The sequence below is a fragment of the Nioella sp. MMSF_3534 genome (assembly GCF_030732985.1).
Lineage (GTDB): Bacteria > Pseudomonadota > Alphaproteobacteria > Rhodobacterales > Rhodobacteraceae > Nioella.
Genome location: NZ_JASHJX010000019.1, coordinates 59602 through 76688, shown reverse-complemented (window position 1 = coordinate 76688; position 17087 = coordinate 59602). Strand labels below are relative to the sequence as shown.

Sequence of the window (17087 nt, the reverse complement as noted above, 5' to 3'; positions counted from 1 at the left end):
TTTCGCCGCCTGCCGGCGTCGACCGGGGAGCGGCCCTCCTCAACCCCCCGCTTGCGCGGGAGGCCTCGTCGGTCCGCGTTGCCACGGACATGTTGAGAGGGTCATGCGAAGGGTCTGGCGGAACCGAGGGTGGCAAGGTCGGGATGCCTCCGGCGGAGGTATTTTTGCCAAGATGAAACAGGCTCAGGGTTGCCGGGCTGCGGCCTTGACGGTGGTCTGCCAGTCAGGGTGAATCCAAGGCGCGCGGTTGGAACGAGGCAACATGCCCTTGCCGAGGATGTGATCCGCCGCCTTTTCACCGGTCATGATCGAGGGCGCATTGAGGTTGCCATTGGTGATGCGCGGGAAGATCGAGCTGTCGGCGACGCGCAGGCCATCCACGCCGATCACGCGGGCCTGCGGGTCGACCACCGACATCGGATCATCGGCTGCGCCCATCTTGCAGGTACCGCAGGGGTGGTAGGCGCTTTCGGCTTCTTCGCGGATGAACTCGTCAAGCTCGTCATCGGTCTGCACGTGGCTGCCCGGCTGAATCTCCTTGCCGCGATAGGGATCGAAGGCGGGCTGCGCAAAGATCTCGCGGGTCAGACGGATGCAGTGGCGGAAGTCTGTCCAGTCGTCGGGATGGGACATGTAGTTGAAGAAGATGTTGGGCGCGTCGTTCGGATCGGCGGAGGTCAGCGTGACCCTGCCGCGCGATTTCGAGCGCATCGGGCCGACATGAGCCTGGAAGCCGTGGCCCTCTGACGGGGCGGTGCCGTCATAGCGTACGGCCATGGGCAGGAAATGATACTGGATATCGGGATAATCGACGCCGGGGCGCGAGCGCAGGAAGGCGGCGCTTTCGAACTGGTTCGAGGCGCCAAGGCCGGTATGCGTCGCCAGCCACTGGGTGCCGATCACGCCCTTGCTGATCAGGTTCCAGTATTTGTAGAGCGTGATGGGCTGGGTGCAGGCCTGCTGGATGTAAAGCTCCAGATGATCCTGCAGGTTCTGGCCGACGCCCGGGCGGTCGGCGATCACCTCGATCCCGTGCTCGGCCAGATGGGCGGCGGGGCCGATGCCGGACAGCATCAGGATCTTGGGCGAATTGATGGCCGAGGCCGCGACGATGACCTCGCGATTGGCCTTAACGACCTCGATCTTGCCATTGCGGTCGATCTCGACCCCTGTCGCGCGGCCATCCTCGATGATCACCCGTCGCACATAGCAGCGCATGAGGGTGCAGTTCGGGCGCTTCAGCGCGGGTTTCAGATAGGCATTGGCCGCAGACCAGCGCTGGCCCTGCCAGACGGTCTGTTCCATCGGGCCGAAGCCTTCCTGCTTTTCGCCGTTATAGTCGTCGGTCAGCTCGTATCCCGCCTGCCGCCCCGCCTCGACGAAAGCCTGGAAGAGCGGGTTGGTGCGGGGGCCACGGGTCACGTGCAGGGGGCCGCTGGTGCCGCGCCAGGTCGGGTCGCCGCCATGGCCGCCGTCGTGCCAGTGTTCCATGCGCAGGAAATAGGGCAGCACGTCGGCATAGGACCAGCCGGTCGCCCCGCTGTCGTTCCAGTGGTCGTAGTCGCGCGCATGGCCGCGCACATAGACCATGCCGTTGATCGAGGAGGACCCGCCGATGACCTTGCCGCGCGGGCAGACGAGGCTGCGCCCCCCCAGATGCGGCTCTGGCTGGGTTTTGAAGCCCCAGTCATACATCGCCATGTTCATGGGATAGCTGAGCGCGGCGGGCATCTGGATGAACGGCCCCTTGTCGGACCCGCCGTATTCCAGCACCAGCACCGAATGCTTGCCGTCCTCGGACAGGCGGTAGGCCATGGCTGACCCGGCCGAACCGGAGCCGATGATGACGAAATCGGCCTGGCGCGCCGTTGGCATCTTTGCTTTCCCTTTGAAATGCTGGCCGGATCGGGCGGCCAGAACCCGTTACGGCCAAATTGACCCGGCGCAGGGGGCTTCCGGCGGAGAATTGCGACCGGTTTCAATGAAAATGCGACGGTTCGCGAGGTTGGGCGTCACGTCACTTGCCCGATCCGGCCAACTTCTCCAGCCCGCGCCGCAGTGCTGCGGGCATCTGTTCGGCATCCATATGTTCGCGCAGCCGGGCATTATAGCCGCCGGGGGAGCTCAGTGCCTGCAACAGCGGCGCAAGATCGTTTGACATCAGGTTGGACCCGACCAGCACGCGCAGGAAATCCTCGGCCTGTGCGGGGTCGCTGACCTTTGGTGCGATCCACTCTGCGGCATCGGCGACCAGTTTGACGGCTGGCGACAGCACCGCCTGCGCCGCCAGGTAGGCCATCATTTCCGCGTCGTTTTCAACGAAATAGACACTGTTTGCGGGCGTGAAGAGCGTGTCGATCAGATCGGGCTGTCCCAAGGCAATGATGGGAGAGCCCCCCTTGGCGATGCCGGGGAAGGGCAGCATCAGGGCAACCGGCGTGGCGGGGGCAAGCAGTGGCGCAAGCGTTTCCAGCGAAACACCCGCGATGAAGGAAATCACCCTTTGACCGGCGTGAAAGCGCAGCGTCGGCAGCACCGTGGCGGCCTGATCCGGCAACAGGCCAAGGAACAAAACGTCGCTGGCATCGACCACGCCCTGATTGTCCGCGACCGAAACGCCAAAGCGCGAGGCCAGATCGGCGGACCTTGCGCGGCTGCGTTCCGAGACGGTGATCTGGTGGCCATCCTTTGCGATCCCTTCGACGACCGCGCTGGCGATGGTGCCGGTTCCGATAAATCCAAGCCGCATGTCAAAGATCCTTCATCAGTCGCAGCGCATCATAGATCGCCGCGTGGGTGTTGCGGGAGGAAACCGCATCGCCGATGCGGAAAAGCTGGAAGCCGCCCTCGGGGTTCGTGCGGATCGCCTGCGGACGACCGTTGAGGAACGCATCCTGATCCAACTCGCCCCGGTTCACGGAGGCTTCCTTGAGGTCGAAATAGAGATCGGCCAACGGCCGCGTGCCGTAGTTCACCACGATCTGATCGTAGCGCCGCTCATCGGTGTGGCGGCTGTAGTCGGTGCCGATCGTGGCCACCAAGGCATTGCCATCCCGCCGCACGCCTAACAGGCGGCGGGTGACGGTGAAGGTGGTTTTCTTGTCCTGCAACGCGCGCATGTAGGGGACGAGGTTCATGCCCATGATCTCGGGCGCGAAGCTGCGGTCGGGGGTCATGATTTCCACGGTCGACCCGGCATTCGCCGCGACCTCGGCCGCCATCAGAGCCGGATGATCGCCTGCCTCATCATAGATCAGGACATTTTCCGCAGGGCGCACATCGCCCGAGATCAGATCCCATGCACTGACCACCAAATCGCTTTCGCCCCGCTGTTCGTGCAGCGCGGTAGAGGGCAGGCCGCCGGTGGCGACGATGACGATATCGGGGGCCTCGGCGCGGATATCCCCGGCCTCGGCCCATGTGTTGAACCGGAACTCCACGTCTCGGGCGGCGCATTGGGCCATGCGCCAGTCGATGATGCCGATCATCTCGCGCTTGCGGGGGTTCTGCGCGGTCAGCAGCACCTGCCCGCCGGGCCGGTCGGCGGCCTCGAAGACCGTCACGCGGTGGCCCCTCTCAGCGGCGACCCGCGCGGCCTCCAGCCCTGCGGGACCGGCCCCGGCAATGACCACCCGTTTGCGTTCGTCAGCGGGCGAGATCGCCTGAGGCATGGTCAGTTCGCGCCCCGTGGCCGGGTTGTGGATGCACAGCGCCTCTCCCCCGCCATAGATGCGGTCAAGGCAATAGGTGGCGCCGACGCAGGGGCGGATGTCATCCTCGCGCCCCTCCATAATCTTCCGCACGATATGCGGATCGGCCATGTGGGCGCGGGTCATGCCGACCATGTCGAGCAGGCCCGCCGAGACCGCGTGGCGCGCCGTCGCCACATCGGGGATGCGCGCGGCGTGGAAGGTGGGCATACCGGTTTCCGCCCGGATCGACCCGGCAAGGTCCAGATGCGGGGCGGAGCGCATGCCCTGAATGGGGATCATGTCGGTCATCGCCGGATCGGTATGGATGCGGCCCCGGTTCACGTTGAAGAAATCGACCTGCCCGGAGTCGCGCAGCAGTTTCGCGATCTCCAGCCCCTCTTGCGGGGTTATCCCGCCCGGTTCCGCCTCATCCGCGCCAAGGCGGATGCCGACGATGAAATCCGCCCCAACCCGCGCGCGAACTTCGGCCAGTATATCCAGCGTGATCTGGATTCGGGATTGCAGGCTGCCCGCCCCGTAAGGGCCTTCCATCCGGTTGGTCAGGTGCGACCAGAACTGATCCTGCAGATGGCCATGGGCAATGAGTTCAATCCCGTCCATGCCGCCCGCCTGCATCCGTTCCGCCGCGTCGCCATAGTCGCGGATCACGCGGGCGATGTCCCAATCCTCCATCATCTTGGGGAAGAAGCGATGCGCCGGTTCGCGGTCGTCGGTCGGACCGATGGAGGGCAGCCAGTCACCCTTGCTCCACCCCGTCCGGCGGCCCAGATGGGTCAGCTGGATCATCGCCGCGCAGCCATGCTCGTGCAGGCCGTCGGTCAGACGCCTGATCCACGGCACCACCTCATCGCGATAGGCCAGCACGTTGTTGAAGGCGGGCGGGGAATCGCGCGACACCACGGCCGATCCCGCCGTCAGCGCCAGTGCCACACCGCCCTTGGCCCGTTCCACGTGATAGGCGCGGTAGCGGTCCTTGGGCATCCCGTCCTCTGGGTAAGCCGGTTCATGCGCGGTGGTCATGATCCGGTTGCGCAGGGTCAGGTGTTTCAGCTGATAGGGTTGCAGCAGGGGATCGTTGCTCATCGACTTGCTCCGCAGATGGTCAGCGCGATGCTTGAAGGAATGGACACAGGTGTCAAGTTTATTGCGAGCGCCGGGGCCAACATGATACACCCGCCCCATGACCATCCAGAAACCCGACAAGACCCATGGCTGGCGCGGCTCTGCCGATCTGTGGATCGATGCAGGCTATCAGCTGCTGATCGACGGTGGTGTCGAGGCGGTGAAGGTGATGCCGCTGGCCAAGGCGCTTGGCCTGTCACGGACCAGTTTCTACTGGCATTTCTCCGACCGGGACGCGCTGCTGGAGGCGATCATCGACCGATGGGAGGCGAAGAACACCGGCAATCTGGTGGCCCGCTGCAATGCCCCCGCCAGGTCGATCTGTGCCGCTGTCTTCAACCTGTTCGACTGCTGGATCGACGAGGACCTGTTCGATTCCCGTTTCGACCTGGCGATCCGCAATTGGGCCCAGAATGACGAAGCGCTGATGGCGCGGGTGAAAGCCGCTGATAGTGCCCGGCTGGCCGCCATGCGTGCGATGCTGGAACGCCACGGGCAAAGCCCGGCCATGGCCGCCACAAGGGCCAATACGATGATCTTCACACAGGTGGGCTATTACACCATGCGGTTGGGGGAATCGGTGCCGGACCGGCTGGACCGGATGCCGCCCTATGTGGAGGTTTTCACGGGCGAGGCCCCGAGCGAAGCGGAAATCGCCGAATTCTTCGCCCGCCACGGGGCGAAACGCTAAGGCGTGCTTGTACCTTTCCTGCCCCTTGGCCTAGATGCAGCGGTATGAAACTCCGCCGCCATAACTCCGGTCACTGGATGGCTGTCCTGGCCTGGCTTGCTGCCGGGTTGTGCCTGTTGCCGACTGGCGCGGTGACTTTGGCGGCGCTGACGGGCGGGCTGGAAACGGTCACCGATCTGGCGCAGACCGTGCTGCCCCGCTACACCCGCGCGACGCTGACCATGGTGCTGATCGTGGCCACCGGAACCGCCGTGATCGGGACGGGAACGGCGTGGCTGGTGACCATGACGCGCTTTCCCGGCCGCCGCGTGCTGGAGATTGCGCTGGCCCTGCCGCTGGCCTTCCCGGCCTATGTGCTGGCCTATGCCTATACGGATTTCCTCGATCATCCCGGATGGGTTCAGGCCAACCTGCGCGACCTGACGGGCTGGGGCCCGCGCGACTACTGGTTCCCGGAAATCCGGTCGCTGCCCGGCGCGGCGATGATGCTTACGCTGGTCCTGTATCCTTACGTCTACCTGCTGGCCCGCGCAGCCTTTCTGCAGCAAAGCGCGACGGCCTATCTGGCCGCCCGCACCCTTGGTCGCGGACCTTGGAGCGCGTTTTTCCGCGTCAGCCTGCCGATTGCCCGGCCCGCCATCGCGGGGGGCGTTCTGCTGGCGATCATGGAAACCATCGCGGATTTCGGCACCGTCAGCTATTTCAACGTGCAGACTTTTGCGACCGGCATCTATCAAAGCTGGTTTTCCTTCGCCGACCGGGGGGCTGCCGCGCAACTGGCGCTTTGCCTGCTGATGGCCGCGCTGGTTCTGGCGGCACTGGAACGGCGGCAACGGGCAAGCCAGCGCCATCATGGCGCGGGGCGCCGGTTCGAGGTGCTGGACCCGCCCGTTCTGCGCGGCGGACGCGCGGTGCTGGCGGTGATCTTTTGTGCGCTGCCCGTGGTTCTGGGCTTTCTGCTGCCGGCCGGGCTGCTGGTCTGGATGGGGCATGACAGTTTCGGCATCATTCTGGGCGACCGTTACCTCGGCTTCCTGCAAAACTCGCTGACATTGGCCTCGGTCGCGGCGCTTTTTACCGTGACAGCGGCGGTCTTTCTGGGCTTCAACGCACGGCTGCATCCCAACCGGGCCAACAAGACCGCGATCGGCATCGCGGGGCTTGGCTATGCGGTGCCGGGCGGCGTGATCGCCGTTGGCCTGATCGTGCCCTTTGCCGGATTCGACAACGCGCTGGATGCCTGGATGCGCGAGACCTTCGACATCTCGACCGGCCTTTTGATCACCGGTTCGATCTGGCTGCTGGTCATGGCCTACATGGTACGCTTCATGGCCGCTGCCCTGTCGGCCTATGACGCGGGGCTGTCCACCATCAACCCCAATATCGACGCCGTGGCGCGGACGCTCGGGCGGTCTCCCTCGACCATGCTGCGGGGCGTTCACCTGCCGATCCTGCGGCCGAGCCTGCTGACGGCGCTGCTGATCGTCTTCGTCGATGTCATGAAGGAACTGCCAGCCACGCTGATCATGCGGCCTTTCAACTATGACACGCTGGCGGTTCAGGCGCATCGGCTGGCGGCGGATGAGCGGCTCGCAGAGGCGGCGGTGCCAAGCCTTGTGATCGGGCTTGTGGGGCTGTTGCCGGTGATGATCCTGTGTTGGGGTCTGGGGCGCGAAGACCGGACGGAAGCGGAGTTCATCCCCGATCCGCAGATCGCCGAGTGACAGAAAAATCTTCCGGAAGATTTTTCAGGGCCGCAAAATTCTTGAAGGAAGAATTTTCTGACACGGAAGAATTTTCTGGAAAATTCTTCTTGGCGCGACGCAAAAGGGGCGCCCAGCCTGGACGCCCCTTGGTTCTGTCCCTGCGCGATGACCTTACGGCCAGCCGACCTGATTGAAGATGCGCTGCGCCGTGCCAAGGTTGGCCGCCACATCCGACAGATCAACGTCATCGGCCACGAATTCCCCCAGACCGGCCAGTTCCTCGACCATCTCGACGCCTTCAACCGCCGGGTATTCGTTGTTCCCGGAAGAGAAATAGACCTGCGCTGCATCCGAGGCGAGATATTCGAGGAAGGCGACGGCTGCCTCCCGGTTCGGGGAATGCACGGCCACGCCGGCCCCGGACACGTTCATATGCGCGCCATTGCCATCCTGATCGGGGAAGACATATCCGATCACATCCAGATGCTCGGTCACACCATCGACCTGATCGCGCAGCGACCGCACATAGTAGTAGGTATTCGACACGGCCACACCGCATTCACCCGAAGCGACGCCGCGGATCTGGTCGGTGTCGCCGCCTTGGGGTGAGCGGGCAAAGTTGCGCACCACGCCTTCGGCCCATGCGCGGGCGGCCTCTTCGCCCTCATGGGCGATGATCGAGGCCAGCAGGGTCTGGTTATAGGTGTTGGTCGAGGACCGGATGCAGACCAGACCCTCATAGGCAGGATCGGCCAGATCGGCATAGTTCGCGGGGGGCGTGTCCACCAGATCGGTGTTGTAGAAGAGGATCCGCGAGCGCTGCGAGAAGCCGAACCAGCGGTTTTCGGCGTCTTGCAGGTTCGCAGGGATGCGCGCTTCCAATACGTCACTGTCGACCGGCTGCAGCAACCCGGCATCGACGGCCCGGTTCAGGCGGGACACATCAACGGTGATGAAGATATCGGCGGGGGAGTTGCGGCCCTCGGCCTGCATCCGGGCCATCAGCTCATCCGCGTCGCCTTCGATGCGGTTGATGGTGATGCCGGTCGCCTCTTCGAAGCCGGAATAGAGCGCCTCGTCGGTGTCATAGTGACGTGACGAATAGATATTGAGTTCCTGCGCGGTGGCCATGGTTGCGGTGCTGGCAAGGATGCTGGCGGCGAGAAGGGTGGAAATCGGTCGGGTCATTCTGTCAGTCCTTGTCCGTCCTTGTTCGATAAACCGAGTATTTCACTCGGATAAGCGCGGACATATCATGCCCATGAAACGAGTCAAGTAATTCCCAAGCAAATTACTCGGAAAATGTTCCCGCTTGTGCACCTGTTAAGCTTCGGTGCAGGGTGAGCCAGCTTTCGAGAGGGAGGAAAGCGTGACCCCCGGCATGATCTTCCTGGTGCTGGCCTATGTGCTCAGCCAGTTCTACCGCGCTTTCCTGGCGGTGCTGTCCCCTGTTCTTGGCGTCGAAATCGGTGCGGGCGCAGAAGATCTCGCCATGGCCTCTGGCCTGTGGTTCGTGACCTTCGCCGCGATGCAGATCCCCGTGGGATGGGCGCTGGACCATATCGGGCCACGGCTGACCTCCTCTGTCCTGCTGGCAATTGGCGGCGCGGGTGGCGCGGCGATCATGGCGATGGCGCAGGGGCCGGGTTGGGTGGCTTTGGCGATGATGCTGATCGGGGTGGGCTGTTCGCCGGTCCTGATGGCGAGCTACTACATCCTCGCGCGCGACTACCCCGCCGCCGTCTTCGCCACCTTCGCGGGCGTCATCCTGGGCACCGGGTCGCTTGGCAATATCGGCGCGGCCCTGCCGCTGGCCTGGGCGGTGGAATCCTTGGGCTGGCGCGAAACCATGTGGGGCATGGCCGCCGTCACGCTGATGATCGCGGCGGCGCTGGCGGTATTTGTCCATAACCCGGCAAAGGCCGATCACAGCCAGAAAGGATCTCTGCTCGACCTGCTGAAGATCCCGGCCCTGTGGTTCATCCTGGCGATCATGTTCGTGAACTATGCCCCTGCGGCAGGCATAAGGGGCCTGTGGATCGCGCCCTATCTTGAGGATGTCTATCAGGCCGAGATCGGGCGCATCGGCACCGCGTCGCTGGTCATGGGCTTTGCCATGATCGCGGGCAACTTCTTCTACGGGCCGCTCGATCGCGTGTTCGGCACCCGCAAATGGGTAATCTTTGCCGGCAATCTGGTGTCCGGCCTCTCGTGCCTCGCGCTTTGGGCCTGGCCTGACGGGTCCGAGATCCGGTCCATCGCGGTCATGGCCGCCGTCGGCTTCTTCGGCGCGACCTTCCCCGTCATCATCGCCCATGGCCGCAGCTTCGTGCCGCCGCATCTGGTGGGCCGGGGCGTGACGCTGCTCAATCTCTTTGGCATTGGCGGCGTGGGCATCATGCAGTTTGCCAGCGGCCCGGTCTTTGCGCGCTTGTCTGTCGGGGCGACCCCGGCAGAAGCCTATAGCCAATTGTTCGGCCTCTTTGGCCTGATGATCCTGCTTGGCTGCGTCGTCTACCTGTTCAGCACCGACCGCACCGGATAGCCCTTTTCCGCAGCGCATAACCGGTTTTCGCCGCATTGCGGCGGGAAACGGGTGGCCATCCGGGGCCATGACAGGTATGGCCGCGATCAAACGCGAACAATCCCTGACGGAGACTTCCCCTCATGTCCCCGGACTTCCTTCCCCGGATGCGGGCCGAATGGCTTGGCAACATCCGCGCCGACCTGCTTTCCGGCCTTGTCGTGGCGCTGGCCCTGATCCCCGAGGCCATCGCCTTTTCGATCATCGCGGGCGTTGACCCCAAGATCGGGCTTTATGCCTCGTTCTCCATCGCGGTGATCACCGCCATCGCGGGCGGGCGGCCCGGCATGATCTCGGCCGCCACCGCCGCCACCGCCGTTCTGATGGTGACGCTGGTGCGCGATCACGGGCTGCAGTACCTGCTGGCCGCGACGATCCTTGCGGGCGTGTTGCAGGTTGGGGCCGGGATGCTGAAACTGGGCAGCGTCATGCGCTTTGTCTCGCGGTCCGTCATGACGGGCTTTGTCAATGCGCTGGCGATCCTGATTTTCATGGCGCAACTGCCGGAACTTATGGGCGTGCCGTGGATGACCTATGTGATGGTCGCTGCCGGGCTCGCCATCATCTATCTCTTTCCCTACATCACCACCGCGATCCCCTCGCCGCTGGTCTGCATCATCGCGCTGACCGCCGTGGCGCTGACCTTCGGGATGGACCTGCGCACCGTGGGCGACATGGGCGAGTTGCCCGATACCTTCCCGGTCTTCCTGCTGCCCGACATTCCGCTGAACCTGGAAACCCTGATGATCATCCTGCCCTATTCGGCCGCCGTGGCTGCCGTGGGCCTGCTGGAAAGCCTGATGACCGCGCAGATCGTCGATGACCTGACCGACACCACGTCGGACAAAAACCAGGAATGCATCGGTCAGGGTGTTGCCAACTTCTGCACCGGGTTCATCGGTGGCATGGCGGGCTGTGCCATGATCGGCCAGTCGATGATCAACGTGAAATCCGGCGGGCGCGGGCGGCTCTCGTGCTTCGTGGCGGGTGTCGTGCTGCTGCTGCTGGTGGTGCCTTTCGATTTCATCGTGTCGGTCATCCCGATGGCGGCGCTTGTGGCGATCATGATCATGGTCTCGATCGGGACGTTCAGCTGGTCCTCGATCAAGGATCTGCGCACCCATCCGCGCTCCTCCTCCATCGTGATGCTGGCGACCGTGGTGGTGACGATCTACACCCACAACCTCGCTATCGGGGTTCTGACCGGGGTGCTGCTGTCGGGCATTTTCTTCGCCGGCAAGATCGCGCAGCTTTTCGCCGTCACGTCCGAGCTGTCGGAGGATGGCAAGACCCGCACCTATCACATTCACGGGCAGCTGTTCTTCGCCTCGGCGGACCAGTTTGCCGCCGCCTTCGACTATGGTGAGGTGCTGGACAATGTCGTGATCGACGTCACCCGCGCGCATATCTGGGACATTTCTTCGGTTGCGGCGCTGGACATGGCCGTGCTCAAATTCCGCCGGGATGGGGCCGAGGTCGAGCTGAGGGGCATGAACGAGGCGTCTTCCACCATCGTGGACCGGCTGGCCGAACATGACAAACCGGGCGCGATGGACCGCCTGATGAGCCACTGAGGAGACCGGATATGGGCAAGATCATCGCATTGGTGGATGGCTCCATCTATTCCGAAAGCGTCTGCGATCACGCGGCATGGGTGGCCAAGGGCAAGGGCTGGCCGGTGGAGGTCATCCATATCCTCGGCCGCCGGGATGAAAGCGCTGATCCCCGCAATCTGTCCGGCAATATCGGGCTTGGCGCGCGCACCGCGCTGCTGAATGAACTGGCCGACCTGGATGCACAACGCTCCAAGCTGGCGCGCAAGCGCGGGCAGGCGATTATCGAGGACGCGGTGGATCGGATCGGCGCCGAGGGCGTCGAGGTCACGGGTCGCCTGCGCCTTGGCGATCTGGTTGAAACCCTGCGCGAGGCGGAGGCCGATGCCGATCTGGTCATCGTCGGCAAACGCGGCGAGGCTGCCGATTTCGCGTCGATGCATCTGGGCAGCAACCTGGAGCGCGCGGTGCGGTCTTCGACCAAGCCCGTTCTTGTCGCCTCCCGTGCCTTCCAGCCGGTGCGCAAGCTGCTGGTGGCCTTCGACGGGGGCCAGTCGGCGCTGAAAGCGGTGGACCATATCGCAAGGTCAGAGCTGTTCGCGGGGCTCTCCATCCACCTGCTGACGGTCGGGGCCGAGACCACGGAAGCCAAACGTGCCATCGAAGGCGCGGCGGCGCTGCTGAAAGGCGCGGGCTACGAGGTGACATCCGAGATCGTCGCGGGCCAGCCCGAAACCCTGATCGCGGACCGCGCCGAGGCGCATGATTTCGACCTGCTGATCATGGGGGCCTATGGCCACAGCCGTATCCGCAACCTGTTCATCGGCTCGACCACGACCGAGATGATCCGCGCCTGCAAGGTGCCGGTGCTGCTGTTCCGGTAACGCCCTTTCGTCTTCGCCCGATTGCCCCTATCGTTCGCTCGAAGCGCAAAGAGGGGGAATGGCGATGACAGGCAATTCGGACAGGTTTCTGCTGCTGTCGGATGACGTGCTGGAAGGGCTCGGCATTTCGGGCAACGAGATTGTCGATGCGATTGAATCCGCCATCCTTCAGGACGCGGCGGGCCAGATCCTGACCGCGCCCAAATCCGCCGTGGTGCCATCGGGCGGGCGCTACATGATGACGACGCTTTCGACCTCGGATGCGCCCGATCTGACCATCGTGAAATCGGTCATGGTCAGCCCCCGCAACCCCGACCGGGGCCGCCCCGGCATCGACGGCGCGATCATGCTTCAGGACAGCGAAACCGGGCAGATGCGGGCGCTGGCCGAGGCGGGGTGGATCACCGGCGTGCGCACCGCGGGGCTTTCCGCCGTCGCCGCCCGCAGGCTGGCCAACCCGGCCTCGCAAAGCATCGCCTTCATCGGCTGCGGCGTGCAGGCGCGCAGTCATCTGGCGATCTTCAACGATCTGTTCCCGCTGTCTTCGATCCGGGCCTACGGGCGCGGGCAGGCCAATATCGACAAGCTGTGTGACATGGCGAAGAGGTTGGGTCTGTCTGCCGAGGTGTTCGACGACCCCCACGCCGCCATCGAGGGGGCCGATCTGATCGTGACCTCCGTCACCCTCAACTATGAAATCGAGCCCTTCCTGAACGCCGACTGGATCAAACCCGGCGCCTTCGCCACGATCACCGACCTCGCCCTGCCATGGCAGCAGGACAGCATGGGGGCTTTCGGGCCGCTTTTCGTCGATGATCTGGTGCAGGAGGAGGCAAGCCCGAAGAAGCTGGTCGATCCCTCGCTGGTCAAGGGCGACCTCAAGACCCTGCTGACCACCGGGCCGGGCGAATTCCCCGACAACGCCCCCCGCGCCTTCGTCTTCCGGGGCATCGCCATCGGTGATTTCGCCATTTCCCGTCTGGCCTATCTGCGCGCTGTCGAAGCGGGCGCGGGGCAGGATGTGGGCTGGCAGGGCTGACGGCTCAGCCAAAATCCCCCTGGCAGAACCAACCGCCCGACACCGCCCCCCCATGGGCGTAGAACAGCCACAGCCGTTCGCCGGTTTCGGTTTCCACCCGCCAGTAATCGCGCACACCGCTGCGCCAGTTGGGATCGTCCAGCCACCATTCCGGCGCGATCCGCTCTGGCCCTAGGCCGCCTAGCGTCGCGAAATCCCGCCCCCGCCAGCGGAACCGCGCGGGCAGACCGGGCCGATCCTCTGCCTGCACCGGTTCGGGACGGAAAAGCGTCAGGGGGCGGGGACGGGGCGCGCGCGGCCAGTCTTTCGCAGGCTCCGACCATGCGGCGGCCAGTGTGCTGGAGGTCTTTTCCGGAATGTGGCTTTCAGCCGGGTGCTGGCGGGTGATCGCCTCCAGCCCCACGCGGGCGCCGATCCGGCCCAACAGATCCTCCAGCCCCGTATCGCGCCCCTGCCGCGCGGCGGCGTCTTCCGTGGCAGCCAGCCCGCCCTTCAGCTGCCGCGCGTGAACAGGCTCCGTCACCGGGGCCACCAGCCGCAGCGTGTCGATGCCGAAACCGGGGTCGATATCCCCCAGCTTCATCGCCAGAAGCGGGCGGATGCGGTCCGGCTCCGCCCCCGGACGGGCAAGCCCCACCTCCACCGCTTCCGTCCTCCCCTCGGCCAGCATCAACTCCAGCCGCACCCGCCGCGCGCCGCGCCCCTTGGCGCGCAGCTTGTCGCACAAGGGTGGCAGCAGCCGGTCGATCCCCGCCAGAATATCCTCCTCCAGCCCAATGGGTTCCGGCAGGCTGAGGCGCAGCGCGAAATGGGTCTCGGGCCGGGCGGGGGCAATCGGTTCCGGCTCCAGCCCCAGGGCCTGATCCAACCGCCGCACCACCCCCTGCCCGAAACGCCGGGCCAGCGTGGCGCGTGGCGGCCCCAGCAGGTCGCCGATCCGGTGCAGCCCCAGCCGATTGAGCCCCGCCACCGTCGCGGGGTCCAACCGCAGGGCCGCACTGGGCAGCCCCCCGATGGCGGCCCGCGTCTGCCCCGGCGGGGCAATTGGCGCGGTGCGGGCGGTGACGTCGCGCGCAGGCGCCGCGCCACCCTTGGTCCAGTGCCGCCGCTTGCCCGCGCGTGACCGGGTCGCCCGCGCCTCCTGGTCGATGGCATCGCCATTGCGCGTACTGCCCGCCCCCTGCCCCGCATAGCGCGCCAGTGCCCAGGCCGCACCGCCCGTATCCGCCAGCCCCGCCCGCACCGTCAAGCGCAACGCCGCGCAGTCGGCCTCCACCTGCGCGATCAACGCCGCCTCGCCCCCGAAGAGATGCGCGCAACCCGTCAGGTCGATCATCAGCCCCTCGCGCCCCTCCTCCGAAACCCAGGGGGAAAACTTGCCCGCCCAGCGGCGCAGCAATGTCAGGAAAGCAGCCTCTCGCAACCGGTCGGCAGGCCGCGTCTGCAGATCGGGGCACAACGCCCGCGCCTCGGCCAGCGGCAGGCCAGGCGTCAGCCCCGCGCGCGATGCCTCAAGCGACAGCGAGGACAAGACCCGCGCATTCCCCACCTCCTCGACCACGGCCAGCGGCTTGTCGCACAGCCCCCGGTCCAGCCGCTGCACATGTTCAGCGGCCAGCCGTGGAAACCACAGTGACAGGATCCGGCGGCGCGGATCGGGGCGGTTGGGGGCGGATGGGCTCATGTGGCAGCATGATGTTCATGTTATGTTCCATATGTAGCGCCCGACGGGGCTGGAGTCGAGTCCGCCTCCCGTGTCACGCTCACCCCATGGAACCGCTCGCCAGCCTCACCGCCCGCTTTCCCCGGCCCGGCCGCGTCGACTGGATCGGCCTGCGCCCCGCGCGGAAGGCGGCCATGCAGTCGGTCCCCCGGATCGACATTCTCGACCATGGCCTCGCAGGCGACCACGCCCGCCCCGGAAAGCGCGCCGTGACCCTGATCCAGGCCGAACACCTGCCGGTCATCGCCACCCTTGCAGGGCTTCCCCAGGTCGCGCCCGAAACGCTGCGGCGCAACCTCGTGATCTCCGGCCTCAACCTCTCGGCCACCCGCAACCGCATCCTCACAACCGGCACCGCCCGGCTGCGTATCACCGGCCCCTGCGCCCCCTGCTCGCGGATGGAGGAGGCGCTCGGCCCCGGAGGCTACAACGCCATGCGCGGCCATGGTGGCTGGTGTGCAGAGATTCTGACACCCGGAACGCTCGCAATCGGAGCCATTCTCACAGTCGAGGTCTGAGTTTCATCTTGGCAAAAATACCTCCGCCGGAGGCATCCCTTCGCCTCAACGCAGATCCACCGTCACACCCAGCAGACCACCCGTGCCACAGGCCCGTGGCAACACGGACCGACGAGGCCTCCGGCGCAAGCCGGGGGTTGAGGAGGGCCGTTCCCGCCGCGACCTGCCCTGCAGGGCGCAACTGCTCAGCCGCGCCGCAGCCGCCTCAACAGCGCCTCAGAGGCATAGCCATCCGGCACCAGCCCCTCGGCGGCCTGGTATTCGCGCACTGCCTGGATTGTCAGCGGCCCGACGATCCCGTCAATACGCTCCGTGGAAAACCCCGCCGCCGTCAGCCGCCGTTGCAACTCGAACCGCTCGTCATTGGTCAGCGCCCGATCCTGCCGGGGCCAGCCGCCGCGAAAGGCAGGTCCGCCGCCGATCCGGTCGGCCAGATGTCCCACCCCGATCACATAGGCATCCGCCGGGTTGTAGGTCTCGATCACATGGAAGTTTTCATAGATCACAAGCGCCACGCCCGTATGGCCCGCCGGCAGCAGGATCGAGGAGGGCCCGTGTTCCGGAACCCGACCGCCACCGCGCGCCAGCCGCACACCCATGGCGTTCCAATGGGCCGCATCGCGCTGGATCAGCTCACCGCTCTGCGAGAAATCGAAATCGTCCGGCAGCTCCACTTCCAGCGCCCAGGGTTGGCCGTGGGTCCAGCCGTTTTCCGACAGGTAGCGCGCGGTCGAGGCCAGTGCGTCAGCGGGGTCATCCCCCCAGATATCGCGCCGCCCGTCACCGGTGAAATCCACCGCATGGGCCAGGAAACTGGTGGGCATGAACTGCGTGTGTCCCATCGCCCCCGCCCATGATCCCTGCATATGGCCCGGGTCGATATCACCCGCCTGCAGGATGCGCAGCGCCGCCATCAGCTCGGTCTCGAAGAACTCCGCCCGGCGGCCCTCATAGGCCAGCGTCGCCATCGCCTCGATGATCGGGACCGATCCGCGGAAGCTGCCATAGGCGCTTTCCAGCCCCCAGACCGCCGCCACGATCTCGGCCTCGACCCCAAAGCGCCGTTCGATGGCGTCCAGCGTGTCACGATGCTCCCGCAGGGCCGTGCGCCCGTTGGCAATGCGCGTATCCGACGCGGCGCTGTCCAGATAATCCCACAAGGTCCGCGAGAATTCCGACTGGTTGCGGTCACGCTCGATCACCCTTTCATTCAGCGTCACCCCGGCAAAGGCCCTGTCGAGAGTCTGCTGGCCGATGCCTTCCGCGCGGGCACGGCGTGAAAACTCGGAAAACCATGCCCGGAAGCCCGAGGAGCTGACCGGCTCTGCCAAAGGCGTTTCGGGGTGGGCGGCCAATGTCACCATGCGCATGGCCGGACGCAAGGACACGTCCACTGCCAGCCCGCTTGGCGTCACGCTTTGCAAACTGTCTTCCGCCGGGCGGGGCAAGGGCCGCATGGTGGCCGTGGGCGTGGCCCCGGCAGCACTTGCCGCCAGAACCAGGATTGCGGTCAGGAATAGTTTCGGCGTCAGCATGCTCGGGCCTGTATGATTG

13 protein-coding genes are annotated in these 17087 nt (G+C 65.4%); 7 read left to right on the top strand and 6 right to left on the bottom strand.

Annotation, left to right across the window (positions count from 1 at the left end):
* Positions 1-183: 183 nt before the first annotated feature.
* The 3 genes from betA to RBB16_RS10025 form a co-directional block, all read right to left on the bottom strand.
* Entirely contained in the window at positions 184-1875 is a 1692-nt protein-coding gene (gene betA, locus RBB16_RS10035; protein WP_306046030.1) for a choline dehydrogenase, read from the bottom strand.
* Between the two features lie 142 nt (positions 1876-2017).
* Positions 2018-2749: an NAD(P)-binding domain-containing protein gene (locus tag RBB16_RS10030; RefSeq protein WP_306046029.1), complete on the bottom strand. Its 732-nt coding sequence runs from the start codon at positions 2747-2749 to the stop codon at positions 2018-2020.
* 1 nt (position 2750) lies between these two features.
* Positions 2751-4796, bottom strand: coding sequence for an NADH:flavin oxidoreductase (locus RBB16_RS10025; protein ID WP_306046028.1), 2046 nt, complete (start codon positions 4794-4796; stop codon positions 2751-2753).
* A gap of 97 nt (positions 4797-4893) precedes the next feature.
* Between RBB16_RS10025 and RBB16_RS10020 the strand changes: the two genes are divergently transcribed.
* Together RBB16_RS10020 and RBB16_RS10015 are read left to right on the top strand one after the other, a co-directional pair.
* Entirely contained in the window at positions 4894-5526 is a 633-nt protein-coding gene (locus RBB16_RS10020) for a TetR/AcrR family transcriptional regulator (RefSeq protein ID WP_306046027.1), read from the top strand.
* A 44-nt stretch (positions 5527-5570) separates the two neighbouring features.
* Positions 5571-7250, top strand: coding sequence for an iron ABC transporter permease (locus RBB16_RS10015; RefSeq protein ID WP_306046026.1), 1680 nt, complete (start codon positions 5571-5573; stop codon positions 7248-7250).
* Positions 7251-7403: 153 nt separating this feature from the next.
* On the opposite strand, the gene RBB16_RS10010 is transcribed toward RBB16_RS10015, so the two are convergent.
* A complete protein-coding gene (locus tag RBB16_RS10010) occupies positions 7404-8420 on the bottom strand; it encodes an extracellular solute-binding protein (RefSeq protein ID WP_306046025.1) in 1017 nt (338 codons plus the stop codon).
* Positions 8421-8601: 181 nt separating this feature from the next.
* Here RBB16_RS10010 and RBB16_RS10005 point away from each other — a divergent pair, with 181 nt between their 5' ends.
* The 4 genes from RBB16_RS10005 to RBB16_RS09990 all read left to right on the top strand — a co-directional run bounded on the left by RBB16_RS10005 (position 8602) and on the right by RBB16_RS09990 (position 13292).
* Positions 8602-9777 carry an MFS transporter gene (locus RBB16_RS10005; protein ID WP_306046024.1) on the top strand — a complete coding sequence of 392 codons (1176 nt, stop codon included), beginning with the start codon at positions 8602-8604 and terminating at the stop codon, positions 9775-9777.
* A 122-nt stretch (positions 9778-9899) separates the two neighbouring features.
* On the top strand, positions 9900-11390 hold the full coding sequence (locus tag RBB16_RS10000) for a SulP family inorganic anion transporter (protein ID WP_371931235.1): 1491 nt from the start codon (positions 9900-9902) through the stop codon (positions 11388-11390).
* Between the two features lie 11 nt (positions 11391-11401).
* Positions 11402-12253 (top strand): universal stress protein, encoded by an 852-nt coding sequence (locus tag RBB16_RS09995; RefSeq protein ID WP_306046023.1) that lies wholly within the window; start codon positions 11402-11404, stop codon positions 12251-12253.
* Between the two features lie 64 nt (positions 12254-12317).
* Positions 12318-13292 carry an ornithine cyclodeaminase family protein gene (locus tag RBB16_RS09990; RefSeq protein ID WP_306046022.1) on the top strand — a complete coding sequence of 325 codons (975 nt, stop codon included), beginning with the start codon at positions 12318-12320 and terminating at the stop codon, positions 13290-13292.
* A 4-nt stretch (positions 13293-13296) separates the two neighbouring features.
* Here the strand turns inward: RBB16_RS09990 and RBB16_RS09985 are convergent, their stop codons facing one another.
* A complete protein-coding gene (locus RBB16_RS09985) occupies positions 13297-14976 on the bottom strand; it encodes a DUF6504 family protein (protein WP_306046021.1) in 1680 nt (559 codons plus the stop codon).
* An 86-nt stretch (positions 14977-15062) separates the two neighbouring features.
* On the opposite strand from RBB16_RS09985, the gene RBB16_RS09980 reads away from it, so the two are divergent.
* Positions 15063-15533 (top strand): MOSC domain-containing protein, encoded by a 471-nt coding sequence (locus tag RBB16_RS09980; protein WP_306046020.1) that lies wholly within the window; start codon positions 15063-15065, stop codon positions 15531-15533.
* A gap of 185 nt (positions 15534-15718) precedes the next feature.
* Here the strand turns inward: RBB16_RS09980 and RBB16_RS09975 are convergent, their stop codons facing one another.
* Complete coding sequence (locus RBB16_RS09975; RefSeq protein WP_306046019.1) at positions 15719-17068, bottom strand: lytic murein transglycosylase; 1350 nt, start codon at positions 17066-17068, stop codon at positions 15719-15721.
* Between the last annotated feature and the right edge of the window lie 19 nt (positions 17069-17087).